Raw genomic sequence first — 16,891 nt, forward strand, 5'->3', positions numbered from 1 at the left:
GTTCTCAGCCCCCCCGTCACCCGACACCCCCCCACTCCCGCGCGCGCCGCCGCAGCGACACGACCCGCCTCGGTGTCGGTGTCCGCGCCGTCCGCCGGCGCCTCGGACACCGACTCCCGCCCCGGCGCAGCCCCCGGCGCAGCCCCCGGCGCAGCCCCCGGCACAGCCCCCGGCTCAGGGCCAGGCTCCGCATCCAACAACTCCACCACCCGCAGATCCACCTCCCCGACGGCCAACCCGACCCGCTCCACCGCCACTTCCGCCAACACCCCCCGCAGAAGCGACGCAGTCACCGGCACCGGCCACGCCGCAGTGGCCGCGAACTCGACGGTCAGCCGCAACACCCCCGGCGGCACCGCCCCCGGCGGAGGCGGCACGACCGGCTCGTCCGTCGCCCCTTCCGGATCGGCGAGCCCGATCCGTACACCGTCCAGGCGTACGCCCGGCGCATCCCGTACCACCGCGCGCCGCAGCACCGCCTCCGCCGCCCGCTCCGCGATCCACGCGCCGTCGCGCGGCCCTCCCAGGGCCAGGATCCTGCCCAGCCCCACCTGCTGCCGCACCGCCCGAGCCCACCGGTCCACCGTCATTCCTCCAGCCTGACGCATCTCCGGCGCGGTACCGGGCAACCGCGCATACCGTGGTCGGTGGAGGACGACCGAAGGGACGTACGGCGATGACCGACATGACCGAGGGAGGCCCGGTACGGGCCCCCGACCCGGAGAAGAACCTCTCGGAGACCACCCCCCGCAGGGGCCAGGGAACACGGCGCGGCGGCGGTGACCCCGCGACCCGTGGCCGTACCACCATCGCCGACGGTGTCGTGGAGAAGATCGCGGGGCTGGCCGCGCGGGACGTGCTCGGCGTGCACGCCATGGGCAGCGGCCTGTCACGGACCTTCGGCGCCGTACGCGACCGGGTGCCCGGCGGCTCGAAGTCGGTGACGCGCGGCGTGAAGGCCGAGGTCGGCGAGTTGCAGACCGCGCTCGACCTGGAGATCGTCGTCGACTACGGCGTGTCCATCGCCGATGTCGCCAGGGCCGTACGGGAGAACGTCATCGCGGCGGTCGAGCGGATGACCGGACTGGAGGTGGTCGAGGTCAACATCGCGGTGAGCGACGTGAAGCTGCCCGAGGAGGAGGAAGAGGAACAGGAGACCCGCCTCCAGTGAGGCTCGGTGAGCGGAGGAGCACACCATGAACATGGCCGTGGTCGGCATGATCGCCGGCATGGCGTTGGGCTTCGCCGGATACTTCGGCGGATTCGGAGCGTTTCTGCTGGTGGCGGCGCTGGGTGCCGTCGGGTTCGTCGTCGGGCGGTTCCTCGAGGGGGACCTGGAACTCGGCGACTTCTTCCGCTCCCGTGACGAACGGCGGCGGTGACGGCGGTGAGCACGGTCGTCGAGTCCGGCCGGGGCCCGGCCGCCGTCGCGCCGGGTGAGCGCGGGGCGACCAGGATCGCCGACCGGGTGGTCGCGAAGATCGCCTCGCAGGCGGCCCGCGAGGCGGCAGGCCCCCTGCCGCCGGGCGCCGCCCCGCCGCACGCCACGGTGGTGGTGCGCCACGAGGCCGCCCGGGTCCGGGTGCACGTCGAACTCGGCTACCCCGGCGACATCGGCGCCCGGTGCGCGCGGGTGCGGCGCCAGGTGGTCGACCGGGTGCGCGTCCTGGCGGGGATGCACGTGCCGGAGGTCGTCGTCCTGGTCGAACGGCTGCACCTGACGGCCGCACCGGAAGCGGCCCGGGGGAGGACGTGATGAGCGGACCCGAGGGCACGGTCCTGGAGAGGGACCCGCCGCCCGCGGAGGTGCCCGGCAACTCCGGCGGGCACCGGCGCTTCTGGTCGGCCCGCCGGGTCCCCGCGGGCCTGGTCGCGTTGCTGGCCCTGGTGGTCGCGGGCGCGTTCCTGTACGACGTCGTCGCGGTGCGGGCCCACCGTGCCGCGCTGGGCTGGCGCCGGGAACTGGCCCGGCAGCTCGCCGAACGGCCCCTGGACGACATCTGGGTGCTGACCGGCGCCGGCGTCGCCACCGCCCTCGGACTCTGGCTGCTGCTGCTCGCCCTGACACCCGGCCTGCGCGCCCTGCTCCCGATGCGCCCCGTGGATCCCGACGTCCGCGCGGCACTGCACCGGGACGCCGCCGCGACGGTGCTGCGGGACCGGGCCCTGGAGGTGGCCGGCGTGCGGTCGGTGCGGGTCAGGGTGAAACGCGCCCGCGCGGACGTCCGCGCGGTGTCGCACTTCCGTGAACCGGACGACGTACGGACCGACTTGACCGCGGTGCTCGAGGCCGCCGTGGCGGGCCTCGGCCTGGCCCGGCCGCCCTCGCTGTCGCTGCGCGTACGGCGGCCCGGCCGGAAGGGGCGGTAGGGATGCTCAAGAGCGTCAACCGGGTGCTGCTCGGGATCACGGGGCTGGTGCTGGTCGTCCTCGGCGGGTCCGTGCTGGCGATCGGGCTGGGGGCGCCGGCGCCCTCCTGGTGGCTGCACGACGGGCGGCACGACGTGCTGCTGGACGAGGCCGAGCGGACCCGGTGGCGGGACGACGGCTGGTGGTGGCCGGCCGTCATCGCCGTTCTCGCCGTCCTGGTCCTGCTCTCCCTGTGGTGGCTGCTCGCGGTGCTGCGCCGGCGTCGGCCGGCCGAGGTGCTGCTCGACACCGGCGACGACGAGGGCGCGTCACTGCGCGGAAGGGCCCTGGAACAGGCCCTCGCCGAGGAGGCGAGCCACCTGGACGGCGTAGACCGGGCCCACGTCCTCCTCACCGGCCGCAGAAACAGCCCCGGAGCCCGCGTACTCCTCCACCTGCGACCCCACATCGACCCGGCAACAGCCCTGCAGGCCCTGGCAAAGGGCCCCCTCACCCACGCCCGAACCTCCACGGGCCACCCCACCCTCCCCACCGAGGCCCGCCTGCAAGCCGTGAAACACCGCCCGGAACGAGTCACATGACGACGCCCCCGCGGGCAGCCGCATGCCGCGTCAGCCGCGGGCAGTCGTACCTCCCCCAGTGCCTTAAGGGCCTGGGAGGTGCCCCCAGGGCGGCACGGGTGGGCGGTGGGGGTCCCTCCCGCTCATGGGGGTCCCTCCCGCTCGAGCGAAGCCGAGAGTGGGGGAGAAGCCGAGAGTGGGGGAGGCACCCCGCAAGCGCCGGGCAGCGCAACCACCCCCCGCCCCACCCCGACGCGGCGCGCCCACCAACAGGCGCGTCAGAACCCGTGCCGGAAACCACCGTCCACCGGCACCATCACCCCGGACAGATAAGACGCCGCCGGCGACAACAAAAACGCGGCCGTACGGCCGAATTCCCCCGGCGTCCCGTACCGCCGCAACGGAATCCGAGACTCCGCAGCCCGCCGCGTAGCCTCCGGATCCGCCGACAACGAGTCCAACTCCCGCACCCGGTCCGTATCGATACGCCCCGGCAGCAGCCCCACCACCCGAATCCCCCGCGGCCCCAACTCGTCCGCCAGCGACTTCGCGAACCCGGCCAGCCCCGGCCGCAGCCCGTTGGAGATGGTCAGCCCGGGAATCGGCTCGTGCACCGACCCCGACAGCACGAACCCGATGACACCCCCCTCACCCAGCTCCGCCGCGGCCGCCCGCGCCATCCGCACCGCCCCCAGGAACACCGACTCGAACGCCGCCCGCCACTGCTCGTCGGTGGTGTCGGCGACGAACCCCGGCGGCGGCCCGCCCACGCTGACGAGGACGCCGTCGAAGCGCCCGAACCGCTCCCGCGCGGTGGCGATCAGCCGCGCCGGCGCCTCGGGGTCGGCGTTGTCGACGGCCATCCCGACCGCGTCCGGCCCCAGCGCGGACGCCGCCTCGGCGACGGACTTCTCCTCCCGCCCCGTGACGACCACCTTCGCGCCGTCGGCGACGAGCTCCCGCGCGGAGGCGTTGCCCAGCCCGCGGGTCGCCCCGGTGACGACGTACACCCGGTCCTTCAGTCCAAGATCCATGGTCCTATCCTGCCCCCTCGTCCCCGAACAGGGCGAGAGCGGTGTTCACCAGGCCGATGTGGCTGAACGCCTGCGGGAAGTTGCCCAGCAGCCGCCCGCCCGCCGGGTCGTACTCCTCCGCCAGCAGACCCACGTCGTTGGCGAGCCCCATCAGCCGCTCGAACAGCGCGCGAGCCTCCTTCGTCCTGCCGGTCAGGTGCAGGGCGTCCGCGAGCCAGAACGAACAGACCAGGAACGTGCCCTCCCCACCGGGCAGCCCGTCGACGACCGTCGCGTCCGGCGTGTAGCGGCGTACGAACCCGTCCTGCCCCAGCTCCGCGCGGACCGCCTCGATGGTGCCGAGCACCCGGGGATCGTCGGGCGGCAGGAAACCCACCCGGGGGATCAGCAGCAGCGCGGCGTCGAGTTCGCGCGAGCCGTACGACTGCGTGAACGTGTTCCGCGCGGGGTCGTAGCCCTTCTCGCACACCTCCCGGTGCACCTCGTCGCGCAGCTCCCGCCAGCCGTCCAGATCCCCGTTCAGCTCCTGGTCGGCCTCCAGCGCGCGCACCGCGCGGTCGGCGGCCACCCACACCATCACCTTGGAGTGCACGAAGTGGCGCCGGCCGCCGCGCACCTCCCACAGCCCCTCGTCCGGCTGCCGCCACGACGTGCGCAGGAATTCCATCAGCACCGACTGCAACGCCCACACGTCCGGCTGCGCGGACAGCCCCGAACTCCGCGCCAGCGCCAGGGAGTCCATCACCTCGCCGTACACGTCGAGCTGGAGCTGGTTCACGGCGTCGTTGCCGATCCGTACGGGCGTGGCGCCGCCGAAACCGGACAGCCACGGCAGCTCGAACTCCGGCAGCCGCCGCTCGCCCGCGAGCCCGTACATGATCTGCAGGTCCGCCGGATCGCCCGCCACCGCGCGGAGCAGCCAGTTGCGCCAGGCCTCCGCCTCGTCCTGGTACCCGGCGGCCAGCAGCGCGTTCAGGGTCAGGGTGGAGTCGCGCAGCCAGCAGAAGCGGTAGTCCCAGTTGCGCACCCCGCCCGGCTCCTCCGGCAGCGAGGTGGTGGGCGCGGCGACGATGCCGCCGGTGGGACGGTAGGTGAGCGCCTTGAGGGTGATCAGCGACCGGACGACCGCGTCCCGGTGCGGACCGTCGTAACGGCACCGCGCCGCCCAGGCACGCCAGTCCTTCACACTGTGCCGCAGCGAGGAGTACGGGTCGACCAGCGGGGGCCGCGGCTCGTGGGAGGGGTGCCAGGTGAGCACGAACGCGACCCGCTCGCCCTCCCGCACCGTGAACTCCGAGACGGTGCCCAGGTCCTCGCCCCAGGTCTCCACCTCCGGGACGCTGCGCAGCCACGCCGAGTCCGGCCCGGCCACCGCCACCCGGTGGCCGTCCGCCTTGCGCACCCACGGCACGACCGAGCCGTAGTCGAAGCGCAGCCGCAACGTGCTGCGCACGGTCACCTCACCCCGTACGCCCTGCACGATCCGCACCAGGTCCGGGGCGCGGTGGCGCTGCGGCATCAGGTCGGTGACCAGCACCGCCCCCTCGGGGGTCTCCCACTCGGTGTCCAGGACGAGTGTGTCCTCGCGGTAGGAGCGGCGGGCGCACCGGTCCGCACCGGCGGGGGCGATGCGCCAGTGCCCGTTGTCCTCGTCCCCGAGCAGCCGCGCGAAGCAGGCCGCCGAGTCGAAGCGGGGCAGGCAGAGCCAGTCGACCGAGCCGTCCGCGCCCACCAGGGCAGCGGTCTGTTCGTCGCCGATGAGCGCGTAGTCCTCGATACGGTGCACGGGGTGCGGGTTCCCGGCCATCGGGGGCGGCAATCAGGGGCGCAGCCGGGGGAGTGACGGGCCGTCGGCCGCCGCCGCGCCGTCGCCGGAGAAGATGACACCGGGGTCCGAGGATGCCTGGTTGAGCACCCACAGGCCGATCAGCGTGGCCAGCGCGAAGACGACGGCGACGAGCACGGCGAGGACGAGCCGCCGCCGGCGTTCGCGGCGCAGCCACTCGCCGCGCGCGGTGCGGTAGGCGTCGGGGGCGGGCAGCACCCCGCCGGCCAGGGCCCGGAGGGCGTCGCGCAGTTCCCGTTCGGTGCGCTCCGCGCCCGGCGGACGCGGCTCGGCCGGCTCGTGGTCCGTGCGGTCCTGGCCGGCGCCACGCGACGGAGTCGCATCTCGATGCGTCATCGCCGGGCCCCCATCGCCTCCCGTCTGTGGACGTCGCCCGGCCGGCAGGCGGGACGGCAGGTCGGTGGTGCCGGCGGCCATGAATCACCGTCCCTGGTGTGCTGCGCCTCCGGGGGGAGAGAGCCGCGCGCACGGCCCGTCCGGTGCGCCGCGTCACTCTCGCACAGACCGCCCCGAACCGGGAGAGGAGCGCAGGTCACAGCACGGACCGGTCGTTCCCGGCTACGGCGCGTGTCCCCGGCGGGGGGCCGCTACACCGCCGCCGGTTCCGTCTCCTCGGCGTCCGACCCCTCGGCCGTCGCGCGGGCCCGCTCCCGGGCCTCGCGGCGGACCAGCACGAACCAGCCGACCGGCACGGCCGCGGCGAACAGCCACCACTGGACGGCGTACGCGTAGTTCAGCGCGGAGTTCTCCTTGCCGGGGTTCCCGAGCCGCTCCGGGGTGCCGTCCTTCGGCTCGGGCGCCGTCTGCGCCACATAGCCGCCGAGCACCTGGGCACCGAGACGCTCCGCCTCCTGCTCGCTGTTGATCAGCATGATCTGCCGGTCCGGCAGCCCCTGGAGGTTCTTGATGCCGCTCGCCTCGGTCGTCTCGTCCGGCATCAGCCGGCCCTTGATCGTGATCTCGCCGCGCGGTGGCGCGGGAACCTCGGGGAACGTGGTCTGGCCCGCCTCCGCGGGGATCCAGCCCCGGTTGACCAGCAGGACCTTGCCGTCGTCGAGGACGAAGGGGGTCAGGACGTGGAAGCCGACCCGGTCGTCGGCGTTGGTACGGCGGCGGACGACGACCTCGTCATCGGTGTCGAAGTGCCCCTTGGCGGTCACGGTGCGGTACCGCTCCGCGCGGGTCACGGCGTCCCCCGGCGCGGCGAGCCGCTCCACCGGCACCGGATCGGCGGCCAGCGCGTCGGCGACCAGCCGGTTCCGGGCGTCGCGCTCCCCGTAACGGTCCATCTGCCAGAAGCCCAGCCGGATCATCGTGGGGATGAGGAGCAGGGCGACCAGCGTGATGATCACCCATTGGCGGGACAACAAGAAGCGGTACACCCCACGACCGTACAACTCGGCCGAGGGGTGCATTGAGGCGGGTACGTCCATTCACACCCGGTCGACGATCCCCGCCTTTCCCTCCGCGCGGGCGCAGTGGGCGCCGCAGAACCAGTGACCGTCGGCCTCGACGCCCTGGCCGATGATCTGCACCCTGCAGTGCTCGCAGATCGGGGCCATGCGGTGGATCGCACAGGAGAAGCAGTCGAAGACGTGCACCGCGCCCTGTGCGTGCACCTCGAAGGTCATTCCGTAGCTGTTGCCGCAGACTTCGCATGTCGCCATGGGCCACAGGGTGGGCCGTCGGCCCGGCGCGGGCGAGCGGGCGGCGGGCGAGTCGCCCGCCAATCACCCGTCCGTACGGTCGTGACCGGCGCCCGGGTCAGTCTTCCGGCGCGGCTTCGACGTCCCCGAGGAGCTGGCCGAACGCGGCCTCGTCGACGACCGGGGTGCCGTACTGCCGGGCCTTGACCACCTTGGACGTGCCCGAGTCCGGATCGTTGGTGACGAGGAGGCTGGTGAGCCGGGACAGGCTGCCGGCGACATGCAGGCCCGCCTCCGTCGCGCGGTCCTCCAGCAGGTCCCGCTCGACCGAGGTGTCCCCGGAGAACGCCACCCGCATGCCCTGCTTGAGCCGCCCGCCCGGCTCGTACCGCCCGGGGTTGGGGTACGGGCACGCGGGCCGCTTGCGGGACGGGCGCCAACTGGTCGGCCGGTAGCCGCCGGGACTCGCCTGCTGCCCGGTGCGGGGACGGTCCGTCCACTCGGTCAGCGGCAGGCACTCGAGCAGCGGCAACCGTACGCCGCCCGCCGCCGCGGCCCGCAGACTGGGCCGGAACGCCTCCGCCAGTACCCGCGCGTCGTCCAGCGCGTGGTGCGCCCGCTCCTGTACGACGCCGAAGTGCGCGGCGAGCGACTCCAGCTTGTGGTTGGGCAGCGGAAGCTTCAGCTCCTTGGAGAGGGCGATGGTGCACAGCCGCTGCTTCACCGGGGCCTCGCTGCGCGCGCGGGCGTACTCCCGGGCGATCATCTGCCAGTCGAAGACCGCGTTGTGCGCGACCAGCACCCGGCCCTCCAGCCGGGTCGCGAACTCCGCGGCGATGTCCTGGAAGAGGGGCGCCCCCTCCAGTACGTCGCTCGTCAGGCCGTGTATCCACACCGGGCCCGGGTCCCGCTCCGGATTGACCACCGTGTACCAGTGGTCCTCGACCTCGCCGCGCGCGTCCAGCCGGTAGACGGCCGCGGAGATGATGCGGTCGTCCCGGGCCAGCCCCGTGGTCTCCACGTCGACGACCGCGTACCCCTGCGGATACGCGGCCGGCCACACGGTGGGGGAGGACGCTGCGGTCGTGAGGTCATCGAGCATGGTTCACGAGGATACGGGCCGGGACCGACACCGCCGTCCGTCAGGTCCCCCGCGCGGGCCCGCACCTTCGGACGCCGGGAATGTCCGTACGGGTCGCGAACCCCCGTTCACCAGCGGATCGGCACCGGAAGCGCCGTCAGCAGCCCCGACACCGCGATCACCACACCGAGCGCGTACACCTCCGCCCGCGCGGGGGAGCAGGCGGTCAGCGGATCCTCCGCGCGGGCCAGCCGGATCCGGGCCCACAGGGCGAGGACGGCGACCCCGGCCATCAGGACCACCTTGGCGAGCAGGACCCGCCCGTACGCCGTGTCCGTCAGCTGCTCCACGATCGTCTCCGGCGGCATCCGGCGCAGCGAACTGCACACGCCCGTCGCGGTGACGGCGACGAGCAGGACGGCCGCCGCGCGCGCGTAGCGCCCCAGCAGCGCGGCGCCCGCCTCCGCTCCCCGCCACAGCCGCAGGGTGCGCAGCGCGTACAGCAGGCCGCCCACCCAGAGCGACGCGCAGACCAGGTGCACCAGGGTCAGCCCGGAGCCGACGAGCGGGCTGTACTCGGTCGCCGGATGCGCGCGCAGCGCCTCCGCGACCATCACCGCGGCCAGCGGCCACACCTGGGTGCCGGGACGGCCGGACGCCGCGCACAGGGCCGCCGCGAGGAAGGCGTTGACCTCCAGGAGGGCGAGTTTGCCGTCCCTGGAGTCGTAGAGACCGCCGACGTCGATGTCGGCGGGGCTGCCGGGCACCAGGTTGCCGGTGGCCACCACGGAGGCCAGTCCGAGGGCGGCCACGAAACCGACGGAGTTCGCCACGGTCGACCAACCGCGGGGCACGGCGGGCAGAGCACCGGGCACGGAACGCGCCAGCCGCCGCACGAACAACTCGCCGACGGGTATGGACAACGCCGCGAACAACACCGCCCGCAACAGGCCGATCCCCCCGGTACCGGGCGCATCGGCCTCCCCGGTCCCCCGCAACGCGGGCGCCGGCCCGAACAGCGGTATCACCACCCCGAGCCCCACCAGCACGAGCACGGCGACGGCCCGCCGCCGTCCGCTCCTTCGCGCACCGTCCGCCCCGACCCTGGTTCTCATCAGACTCACCCCAGGATCTTCACAAGGCCCCACAGAAGCGGGCAAGTCCATGGCCCACCCCACCGCGGACAATCGCACCGACGCAACTACGGGCAGCCGCACCACTGGACCGACGCCCACCCCCTAACTGCGGGCAATCGTGCCGCTGGACCGATGCCCACCCCTCACCTGCGGGCAGCCGCACCACTGGACCGACGCCCACCCCCTAACTGCGGGCAATCGTGCCGCTGGACCGATGCCCACCCCTCAACTGCGGGCAGCCGCACCACTGGACCGACGCCCACCCCCTCAACTGCGGGCAATCGTGCCGCCGGGGCGGCACGGGTGGGCGCAGCGGCACCCTGCCGACGCCGGCGAGTGAAACCCCGCGCGGTCCCTCAGACCCACCGAGCCGAATCGGCTCCCCAACACCCCGGCGCACGCGCCCAGTCACGCGGCCCACCCTCGAACTCCACCGGTGACAGGGCGTACCGCAGCCTCCCCAGCGGGCTGTCCCGTTCCGCGAGCCACTGCCCGACGGGCACGTCACCGGGAACGCCAGCGTCTCCACGCCCATCCAGCAACCACCCCGCGGTCCGCGCCAACGCCACCCGCACCACCCTGCTCCCACCCCCCTCCGCCTGCTCGCTGAGCGCCCGCAACACCCCCGCCGCCAACAAATACCCCGTGCCGTGATCGAGCGCCTGCGCGGGCAGCACCCCCGGCCGCCCCGTCGAAGACCCTTCGACCGCCGCGACCCCCGTCGCCACCTGCACCAGACTGTCGAACCCCCGCCGGTCCCCCCACGGCCCGTACGCCCCCCACGCCGACAACTGCGCCACCACCACCCCCGGCCGCCGCTCCGCCAGCGCCCGAGGTGTCAGCCCGAAACGGTCCAGGGCCCCCGGCCGGTACCCCGTCACCACCACGTCCGCCGTCGCGAGCAACTCCTCGAACACCTCCCGGCCGACCGAGAGATCCAGCAACGCCGACCGCTTCCCGAATCCCGTGTCGGCGTGCTGGTCGGCGATCTCGGGCAACCCCGGCGCGTCCACGCGCAACACGTCCGCGCCGAGCAGCGCGAGCGTACGGGTGGCGACCGGCCCCGCGATCACCCGCGTGAGATCCAGCACCCGCAGCCCCGCCGCGGGCAGCAGCGGATCCCGCCCCACCGGAGCGAGCACCCGCGCGGGGGCCGAATCCAGCCGCTCACGCTCCACCAGGGGGCGTCCGGCCACCTCCACGCCCTGCGCGTGCGCCGCCCACTCCTCGGGCGTCCGCAGGGCGACGGCGAGCCCCCCGGCCGCGTACACCGCCTCCTCGACCTCCCGCGCGGAGCGCTCCGCGAGCGCCGCCGCCACCGCGTCCGGATCCTCCGGCACGCCCAGCGCGGCCAGCAGCCGGGCCCGGTGGTGCGGATAGTTGGCGTGCGTGCGCACCCACCCGTCTGCCGTGCGCCAGAACCGCGACAGCGGCGCGAACGTCTCCGGGGCCCGCCCGTCGACCAGCAGGTGCCGCTCGCTGACGAACGCCGTGGCCACCGCCCCGTCGTCCACCCGCACCGCCGGCACCTCGCCGCCGCCCGTCCGCCGCGCCCCCAGCTCGGCGGCGGCCAGCGCGCACGCGCCCACACAGGCGCGCGCCAGTTCCCGTACCGGCAGCCGGGCAGTCGGCACACCGGGCCGTTCGACGGCCGACACGCGCGGGAGGAGGGCGGGATCGCCGCCCAGGGCGGACCACACGGAGTCGAGATCAGTCATGACCGCACTATGCCGTGAGAGGGGCCGGGCGCAACCGCCCGGCCCCTCTCACCTCACACGGATCCCGGAGGACCGACGACTACCGCGTCACCGCGTCCAGCGCGTCGGCCGTGCCCCAGCCGTAGAAGCCGTTGCGGTTCTTCGGGCCCTCGCACACCGCGTCGACCTTGCCGTCGCCGTCGATGTCGTACGGGTCCGTGCACGCGGTGGCGTCGGCCTCCGCGTACAGCAGGGCCTTGACCAGCGCCGGCGAGGCGTGCGGGTGCGTCGACTTGATCAGCGCGGCGACGCCCGCGACGTGCGGGGACGCCATCGACGTACCCGCCATGTAGCCCCACGACCCGCCGGGCAGCGTGCCCAGGATCAGACCGCTGGTGGCGGGCGGCTCCGGCTTCTGGTACGCCGTCGAGTCGCCACCCGGCGCGGCGATGTCGACGACACCCCGGCCGTAGTTGGAGAACGACGACTTCAGCCCCTTCGCACCGGTCGCCGCGACCGTCACCACACCCGGGAGCTGGGTCGGGATGTCGTAGCACTCGGACGGGTCGATCACCCGGTCCGACGGGGTGGAGTCGTTCGGGGAGACCGGGTCGGTGATCTCGTCGGACGCGAGGTCGTAGTTCTCGTTGCCGGCCGCGGCCACGTTCACCGCGCCCTTGCGCTCCGCGTACCGCGACGCCCGGGTGACGGCCTCGACGAGCGCCTTCTGGTCCGGGTCGTCCGTGCAGTTGAAGTACCAGGGGTCGGTGTAATAGCTGTTGTTGGTGACGTCGACCCCGTGCTCGGCCGCCCACACGAAGCCGCACACCACGGCCTCGGTGTAGAAGAAGCCGTCCGGGTTGGACACCTTGATGCCCGACACCTTGACGCCGGGCGCGACACCGGTCATGCCGACGCCGTTCTTCGCGGCGGCGATCTCACCGGCGACATGCGTGCCGTGCGGGCTCTCCTCCGCGCTCGGCCGCCAGGCGCCGTCGCTGGTGTCCGGCTTGCCCGACACGCAGTTGACCGACGCGGCCCGGTCGAAGTTGGGCGCGATGTCCGGGTGGGTGTCGTCCACACCGGTGTCGATGACGGCGACGGTCACCTTGGAGCTGCCCAGGGACTTCTCGTGTGCCTTGTCCGCCTTGATGGCGGGCAGGTCCCACTGCAGGCCCTGGAGCGGGTCCTGGCCCTCGGCCGCCGCCGACTCGGCCCGGGCGATCTCGGAGGCGCTGAGCGCCTTCGGGGTGCCCATGTCCGTGGTGGCCGCCGACGGCAGCGGCGCGGTGCGGGTGGCACCGGCCGACTGCACTCCGCGCACCTTGCGGACGGTCTTCGCGAAGTCGGCGTTCGAGGAGTGGACGACGATGACGCCGATCTTGTCGTACGACGTCACGATCGTCCCGCCGGCCTTGCCGATCGCCTTCTTCACGTGCGCCGACGTGCCGTGTCCGCCCTTGACGTTGACCACGTAGCTGAGCGGGGTCGCGTCGGCGGAGGCCGCGGCCGGCTGCTCGGCGGCCGGGGCGGCCGTGGCCGCGGTGTTCGGCAGGAAGGCGAGTGCCGTCGCCATGGCCATACCGGCCGGGATGGCGAGCGCGCGGCGGTGACGCGGGTGGGACGCGGTCATGAAGTCTCCAGTTCGTTCACGGGTGCGGTCGGACGGGCGGGCGGGAAGTGCGGGGCGGCGCGGGTCACTTGACGGCGCGCAGCGCGTCGACGATGCCGAAGCCGTAGAAGCCGTTGACCCGGTGGCCGCCCTCGCAGGTCGCGTCCTGCGCGCCGTCGCCGTCCTGGTCGTAGGACTCGGGGCAGCCCGGGTTGTTCGCCTGGGCCTTCAGCAGCGCCTGCAGCTGGGCGGGGGAGGCCCACGGGTGCTTGGACTTCAGCAGCGCGGCGACACCGGCGGCGTGCGGCGAGGCCATCGAGGTGCCCTGCAGCCAGGCGTACTCGCCGTTCGGCATGGTGGACAGGATGCGGCCGTCCTTCGACGGCGTGTCCGGAAGCTGGTAGCGGCGGTCGCCGCCCGGCGCGGCGACGTCGATGACGCCCTTGCCGTACGTGGAGTAGTACGACTTGAGGTCCTGCACGCCCGTCGCGCTGACGGTGACGACGCCCGGAAGCTGGGTCGGCACGTCGAAGCACTCGCTCGGGTCGATGGTGCGCGTCACCGGCGTGGAGTCGTTGGGGCTGGAGTCGTCGACGATCGCGTCGGAGGCCAGGTCGTGGTTGGAGTTGCCGGCCGAGGCGAGGTGCAGCGTGCCCTTGCGCTGCGCGTACAGCTGGGCGCGGTTGACCGCGTCGACGATCGCCTTCTGGTCCGGGTCGTCCATGCAGTTGTAGAGCCACGGGTCGACGTAGTAGCTGTTGTTCGTGATCTCCACGCCGTGGTCGGCGGCGAACACGAACGCGCAGACGACGTTCTCCGGGTAGAAGAGGCCGTTGTCCGGGTCGCTGACCTTGATGCCGGCCACCTTCACGCCGGGCGCGACACCGGCGACGCCGACGCCGTTGCGGGCCGCGGCGATCTCACCGGCCACATGGGTGCCGTGGTAGTCGTCGGCCGTGTACGGCCGCCAGGCGCCCTCGCCGGTGTCCGCCTTGCCGCCGACGCAGTTGGCCGACTGGGAGGCGGAGAAGTTCGGGGCGAGGTCCGGGTGGGTGTCGTCGACGCCGGTGTCGATGACGGCGACGGTCACCCTGCGGCTGCCGTCGTCGATCTTCGCGGCCTTGTCGGCGCCGATCGCCCGCAGGTCCCACTGGTCGGCCTCGAGCGGCTCGCTGCCGGGGGTCCGCGCGGAGGCGGCCTCCGTCCGCGCGGCCTCGGCGGCCGTCACGAAGTCGGCGGCGCCCTCGTCCGTCGTCCCGGCCGCGGTCAGCGGCGCGGTGCGGGTGGCGCCGGCCGACTGGACCCCGCGCGCCGCGCGGATCTCCTTGCCGAAGTCCGGGTTCGCCGAGTGGACGACGATCACGCCGATCCTGTCGTACGTGACCACGACCTTCCCGCCGGCCGCGGCGATCGCCCGCTCCACCGACGCGATCGTGCGGCTGTCCGCCCTGGTGTTGACGACGTACGCCAGGGCGGGCGCGTCCGTCGCCTGCTCGGCCGACACCGCCCGGGGGGCCGCCGAGGCCGCCGCCGGCAGGAAACCGAGCGAGGCGGTCAGGGACAGCACGACGGGCACGGCGAGGGCGAGCCGGCGTCTGGAACGCAGATGAGCCATGGGGTCTCCACATCATCCGGAAACGAAACCGGCCCGAGGCACGGGTGGTGCTCGGGCAGGTACATGACGGGGTGGTGCAGGGTGAAGCTATCCCGCGCTCTCGCTGGTCAGCAATGTTTTGCCGGTTACGTCTTCGGAAAACGCCCGGGGAAAAGAACGGCGGGGAGTTGAACCGGTCCTCGCGTGGCGCCGTGCCCTTGGGCAGGAAGCGCGAGGACACTCGCCTTTCGTCCCCGCCCGAACCGAACCGCACCGCGAGGAGACCCCGTGGCCGCCGAAGCACCGCCCCCCTCGACAGAACAACGCAAACTCCCCACCCCCGAGGAGTTCACCGAGGTGCAGGAGAGCGCTGAGTTCGGTGAACTGCGCCGCTCCTACCGCTCCTTCGCCTTCCCGCTGACCGTCGCCTTCATCGTCTGGTACCTGCTGTACGTCCTGCTCTCCAACTACGCGGGCGACTTCATGGGCGCGAAGCTGTTCGGCAACATCAACGTCGCCTTCGTCTTCGGCGTCCTGCAGTTCGTCACCACGTTCCTCATCGCGTGGTGGTACTCCCGGCACGCCGCCGCCAAGCTCGACCCCAAGGCCGAGGCCATCAAGACCCGTATGGAGGGCGGCGCATGAGCCCCTCGATCACCCATGTCACCCTCGCCGCGAGCGAGGCGAGCGAACACCGCGCGCTGATCATCACCTTGTTCGTGCTGTTCGTCCTCGCGACCCTCGGCATCACCATCTGGGCGGGCCGGCAGACCAAGGACGCTGCCGACTTCTACGCGGGCGGACGTCAGTTCAGCGCCTTCCAGAACGGGCTCGCGGTCTCCGGCGACTACATGTCGGCCGCCTCCTTCCTCGGTATCGCGGGCGCCATCGCCCTCTTCGGCTACGACGGCTTCCTGTACTCGATCGGCTTCCTGGTCGCCTGGCTGGTGGCACTGCTGCTGGTCGCCGAGCCGCTGCGGAACTCCGGCCGCTACACCATGGGCGACGTCCTCGCCTACCGCATGCGCCAGCGCCCGGTGCGCACCGCCGCCGGCACCTCCACCATCGTCGTGTCGATCTTCTACCTGCTGGCCCAGATGGCGGGCGCGGGCATCCTCGTCTCGCTGCTGCTCGGCATCACCTCCGACGCCGGCAAGATCCTCATCGTCGCCCTCGTCGGCGTCCTGATGATCGTGTACGTCTCCATCGGCGGCATGAAGGGTACGACCTGGGTCCAGATGGTCAAGGCCGTGCTGCTCATCGGCGGCACGGTCCTCATCACCTTCCTGGTGCTGCTGAAGTTCAACTTCAACATCTCCGACCTGCTGGGCAGCGCCGCCGAGAACAGCGGCAAGGGCGACGCCTTCCTCGAGCCCGGCCTCCAGTACGGCGCCGACGGCACCACCAAGCTGGACTTCATCTCCCTCGGCATCGCCCTGGTGCTCGGCACCGCCGGTCTGCCGCACATCCTGATCCGCTTCTACACGGTGCCCAACGCCAAGGCCGCCCGTAAGTCCGTGAACTGGGCCATCGGCATCATCGGCGGCTTCTACCTGATGACCATCGCCCTCGGCTTCGGCGCCGCCGCGCTGATCTCCCAGGACGAGATCATCGCGTCCAACCCGTCCGGCAACACGGCGGCCCCGCTGCTCGCCCTGCACCTGGGCGGCGTCGACTCGGCCTGGGGCGCGATCCTGCTCGCCACCATCTCGGCGGTCGCCTTCGCGACGATCCTCGCCGTGGTCGCCGGACTCACCCTCGCCTCGTCGTCCTCCTTCGCGCACGACATCTACGCCAACGTCATCCGCAAGGGGCAGGCCACCGAGAAGGAGGAGATGAGGGCGGCCCGCTGGGCGACCGTCCTCATCGGCATCGTCTCCATCGCGCTGGGCACCCTCGCCCGCGACCTGAACGTGGCGGGCCTGGTCGCGCTGGCCTTCGCGGTCGCCGCCTCCGCCAACCTGCCGACCATCCTCTACAGCCTGTTCTGGAAGCGGTTCACCACCCAGGGCGCGCTGTGGTCGATCTACGGCGGTCTCGTCGTCGCCGTCGGCCTGGTGCTGTTCTCGCCCGTGGTGTCCGGCGACCCCAAGGCGATGTTCCCCGACGTCGACTTCGCATGGTTCCCGCTGAAGAACCCGGGCATCATCTCCATCCCGTTCGGTTTCGCGATGGGCTGGCTCGGCACCGTCCTGTCGAAGGAGGAGCCCGACGCCAAGAAGTACGCGGAGCTGGAGGTCCGGTCCCTGACCGGCACCGGCGCCCACTGATCCGCACACCGCGCGACGGCCGCGTCGCAGGGATCCCTGTAGGTC

Annotated in this window: 17 protein-coding genes and 1 pseudogene; 7 read left to right on the forward strand and 11 right to left on the reverse strand. The window is 72.9% G+C overall.

Annotated elements, in window-relative coordinates; translation table 11 throughout:
* A pseudogene (locus ACFV5H_RS35640) lies at positions 1–590 on the reverse strand (hypothetical protein); the annotation flags it as partial.
* Between the two features lie 86 nt (positions 591–676).
* On the opposite strand from ACFV5H_RS35640, the gene ACFV5H_RS35645 reads away from it, so the two are divergent.
* From ACFV5H_RS35645 to amaP, 5 genes are read left to right on the forward strand one after another with little or no spacing between them, the layout of a single operon-like run.
* Positions 677–1,171 carry an Asp23/Gls24 family envelope stress response protein gene (locus ACFV5H_RS35645; RefSeq protein WP_385058661.1) on the forward strand — a complete coding sequence of 165 codons (495 nt, stop codon included), beginning with the start codon at positions 677–679 and terminating at the stop codon, positions 1,169–1,171.
* A gap of 25 nt (positions 1,172–1,196) precedes the next feature.
* On the forward strand, positions 1,197–1,382 hold the full coding sequence (locus tag ACFV5H_RS35650; protein ID WP_073937463.1) for a hypothetical protein: 186 nt from the start codon (positions 1,197–1,199) through the stop codon (positions 1,380–1,382).
* Positions 1,379–1,756, forward strand: coding sequence for a hypothetical protein (locus ACFV5H_RS35655; RefSeq protein ID WP_385058663.1), 378 nt, complete (start codon positions 1,379–1,381; stop codon positions 1,754–1,756). Before ACFV5H_RS35650 ends, ACFV5H_RS35655 begins: the two co-directional genes overlap by 4 nt.
* On the forward strand, positions 1,756–2,370 hold the full coding sequence (locus ACFV5H_RS35660) for a DUF6286 domain-containing protein (RefSeq protein ID WP_385058665.1): 615 nt from the start codon (positions 1,756–1,758) through the stop codon (positions 2,368–2,370). Before ACFV5H_RS35655 ends, ACFV5H_RS35660 begins: the two co-directional genes overlap by 1 nt.
* Positions 2,371–2,372: 2 nt before the next feature.
* A complete protein-coding gene (gene amaP, locus ACFV5H_RS35665; protein ID WP_385198907.1) occupies positions 2,373–2,951 on the forward strand; it encodes an alkaline shock response membrane anchor protein AmaP in 579 nt (192 codons plus the stop codon).
* A 257-nt stretch (positions 2,952–3,208) separates the two neighbouring features.
* Here the strand turns inward: amaP and ACFV5H_RS35670 are convergent, their stop codons facing one another.
* From ACFV5H_RS35670 to ACFV5H_RS35715, 10 genes are all read right to left on the reverse strand, one after another.
* On the reverse strand, positions 3,209–3,964 hold the full coding sequence (locus ACFV5H_RS35670; RefSeq protein ID WP_385058559.1) for an SDR family oxidoreductase: 756 nt from the start codon (positions 3,962–3,964) through the stop codon (positions 3,209–3,211).
* A 4-nt stretch (positions 3,965–3,968) separates the two neighbouring features.
* On the reverse strand, positions 3,969–5,771 hold the full coding sequence (locus ACFV5H_RS35675) for a glycoside hydrolase family 15 protein (RefSeq protein WP_385198909.1): 1,803 nt from the start codon (positions 5,769–5,771) through the stop codon (positions 3,969–3,971).
* 12 nt (positions 5,772–5,783) lie between these two features.
* Entirely contained in the window at positions 5,784–6,146 is a 363-nt protein-coding gene (locus tag ACFV5H_RS35680) for a hypothetical protein (protein ID WP_385058555.1), read from the reverse strand.
* 251 nt (positions 6,147–6,397) lie between these two features.
* Positions 6,398–7,192 (reverse strand): SURF1 family protein, encoded by a 795-nt coding sequence (locus ACFV5H_RS35685; protein WP_385198911.1) that lies wholly within the window; start codon positions 7,190–7,192, stop codon positions 6,398–6,400.
* A 51-nt stretch (positions 7,193–7,243) separates the two neighbouring features.
* Entirely contained in the window at positions 7,244–7,477 is a 234-nt protein-coding gene (locus ACFV5H_RS35690) for a hypothetical protein (RefSeq protein ID WP_078913883.1), read from the reverse strand.
* A gap of 97 nt (positions 7,478–7,574) precedes the next feature.
* Positions 7,575–8,558 (reverse strand): DEDDh family exonuclease, encoded by a 984-nt coding sequence (locus ACFV5H_RS35695; protein WP_385058551.1) that lies wholly within the window; start codon positions 8,556–8,558, stop codon positions 7,575–7,577.
* Between the two features lie 107 nt (positions 8,559–8,665).
* Positions 8,666–9,652, reverse strand: a complete 987-nt coding sequence (locus ACFV5H_RS35700; protein ID WP_385198913.1) for a CopD family protein — start codon at positions 9,650–9,652, stop codon at positions 8,666–8,668.
* Between the two features lie 377 nt (positions 9,653–10,029).
* Positions 10,030–11,391, reverse strand: coding sequence for a CoA transferase (locus ACFV5H_RS35705; RefSeq protein ID WP_385198915.1), 1,362 nt, complete (start codon positions 11,389–11,391; stop codon positions 10,030–10,032).
* 79 nt (positions 11,392–11,470) lie between these two features.
* Entirely contained in the window at positions 11,471–13,003 is a 1,533-nt protein-coding gene (locus ACFV5H_RS35710; RefSeq protein ID WP_385058546.1) for a S8 family serine peptidase, read from the reverse strand.
* Positions 13,004–13,067: 64 nt separating this feature from the next.
* Positions 13,068–14,597 carry a S8 family serine peptidase gene (locus ACFV5H_RS35715; protein WP_385198917.1) on the reverse strand — a complete coding sequence of 510 codons (1,530 nt, stop codon included), beginning with the start codon at positions 14,595–14,597 and terminating at the stop codon, positions 13,068–13,070.
* Between the two features lie 267 nt (positions 14,598–14,864).
* Between ACFV5H_RS35715 and ACFV5H_RS35720 the strand changes: the two genes are divergently transcribed.
* Together ACFV5H_RS35720 and ACFV5H_RS35725 are read left to right on the forward strand one after the other, a co-directional pair.
* The gene (locus tag ACFV5H_RS35720; RefSeq protein ID WP_385058542.1) at positions 14,865–15,221 is read left to right on the forward strand and encodes a DUF485 domain-containing protein; all 357 of its coding nucleotides are present in this window, start codon (positions 14,865–14,867) and stop codon (positions 15,219–15,221) included.
* Complete coding sequence (locus ACFV5H_RS35725; protein WP_385058540.1) at positions 15,218–16,846, forward strand: cation acetate symporter; 1,629 nt, start codon at positions 15,218–15,220, stop codon at positions 16,844–16,846. Before ACFV5H_RS35720 ends, ACFV5H_RS35725 begins: the two co-directional genes overlap by 4 nt.
* Positions 16,847–16,891: the final 45 nt, after the last annotated feature.

Source organism: Streptomyces sp. NPDC059787 (assembly GCF_042732315.1).
Classification (GTDB): domain Bacteria; phylum Actinomycetota; class Actinomycetes; order Streptomycetales; family Streptomycetaceae; genus Streptomyces; species Streptomyces atrovirens.

What these genes read in the sequence shown, in the direction of transcription:
- ACFV5H_RS35650 (WP_073937463.1), top strand. Translation starts at nt 1,197, where the DNA reads ATGAACATGGCCGTGGTCGGCATGATCGCCGGCATGGCGTTGGGCTTC.
- ACFV5H_RS35675 (WP_385198909.1), bottom strand. Translation starts at nt 5,771, where the DNA reads ATGGCCGGGAACCCGCACCCCGTGCACCGTATCGAGGACTACGCGCTC.
- ACFV5H_RS35690 (WP_078913883.1), bottom strand. Translation starts at nt 7,477, where the DNA reads ATGGCGACATGCGAAGTCTGCGGCAACAGCTACGGAATGACCTTCGAG.
- ACFV5H_RS35660 (WP_385058665.1), top strand. Translation starts at nt 1,756, where the DNA reads ATGAGCGGACCCGAGGGCACGGTCCTGGAGAGGGACCCGCCGCCCGCG.
- ACFV5H_RS35700 (WP_385198913.1), bottom strand. Translation starts at nt 9,652, where the DNA reads ATGAGAACCAGGGTCGGGGCGGACGGTGCGCGAAGGAGCGGACGGCGG.
- ACFV5H_RS35725 (WP_385058540.1), top strand. Translation starts at nt 15,218, where the DNA reads ATGAGCCCCTCGATCACCCATGTCACCCTCGCCGCGAGCGAGGCGAGC.
- ACFV5H_RS35710 (WP_385058546.1), bottom strand. Translation starts at nt 13,003, where the DNA reads ATGACCGCGTCCCACCCGCGTCACCGCCGCGCGCTCGCCATCCCGGCC.
- ACFV5H_RS35645 (WP_385058661.1), top strand. Translation starts at nt 677, where the DNA reads ATGACCGACATGACCGAGGGAGGCCCGGTACGGGCCCCCGACCCGGAG.
- ACFV5H_RS35680 (WP_385058555.1), bottom strand. Translation starts at nt 6,146, where the DNA reads ATGACGCATCGAGATGCGACTCCGTCGCGTGGCGCCGGCCAGGACCGC.
- ACFV5H_RS35695 (WP_385058551.1), bottom strand. Translation starts at nt 8,558, where the DNA reads ATGCTCGATGACCTCACGACCGCAGCGTCCTCCCCCACCGTGTGGCCG.
- ACFV5H_RS35705 (WP_385198915.1), bottom strand. Translation starts at nt 11,391, where the DNA reads ATGACTGATCTCGACTCCGTGTGGTCCGCCCTGGGCGGCGATCCCGCC.
- ACFV5H_RS35670 (WP_385058559.1), bottom strand. Translation starts at nt 3,964, where the DNA reads ATGGATCTTGGACTGAAGGACCGGGTGTACGTCGTCACCGGGGCGACC.
- amaP (WP_385198907.1), top strand. Translation starts at nt 2,373, where the DNA reads ATGCTCAAGAGCGTCAACCGGGTGCTGCTCGGGATCACGGGGCTGGTG.
- ACFV5H_RS35715 (WP_385198917.1), bottom strand. Translation starts at nt 14,597, where the DNA reads ATGGCTCATCTGCGTTCCAGACGCCGGCTCGCCCTCGCCGTGCCCGTC.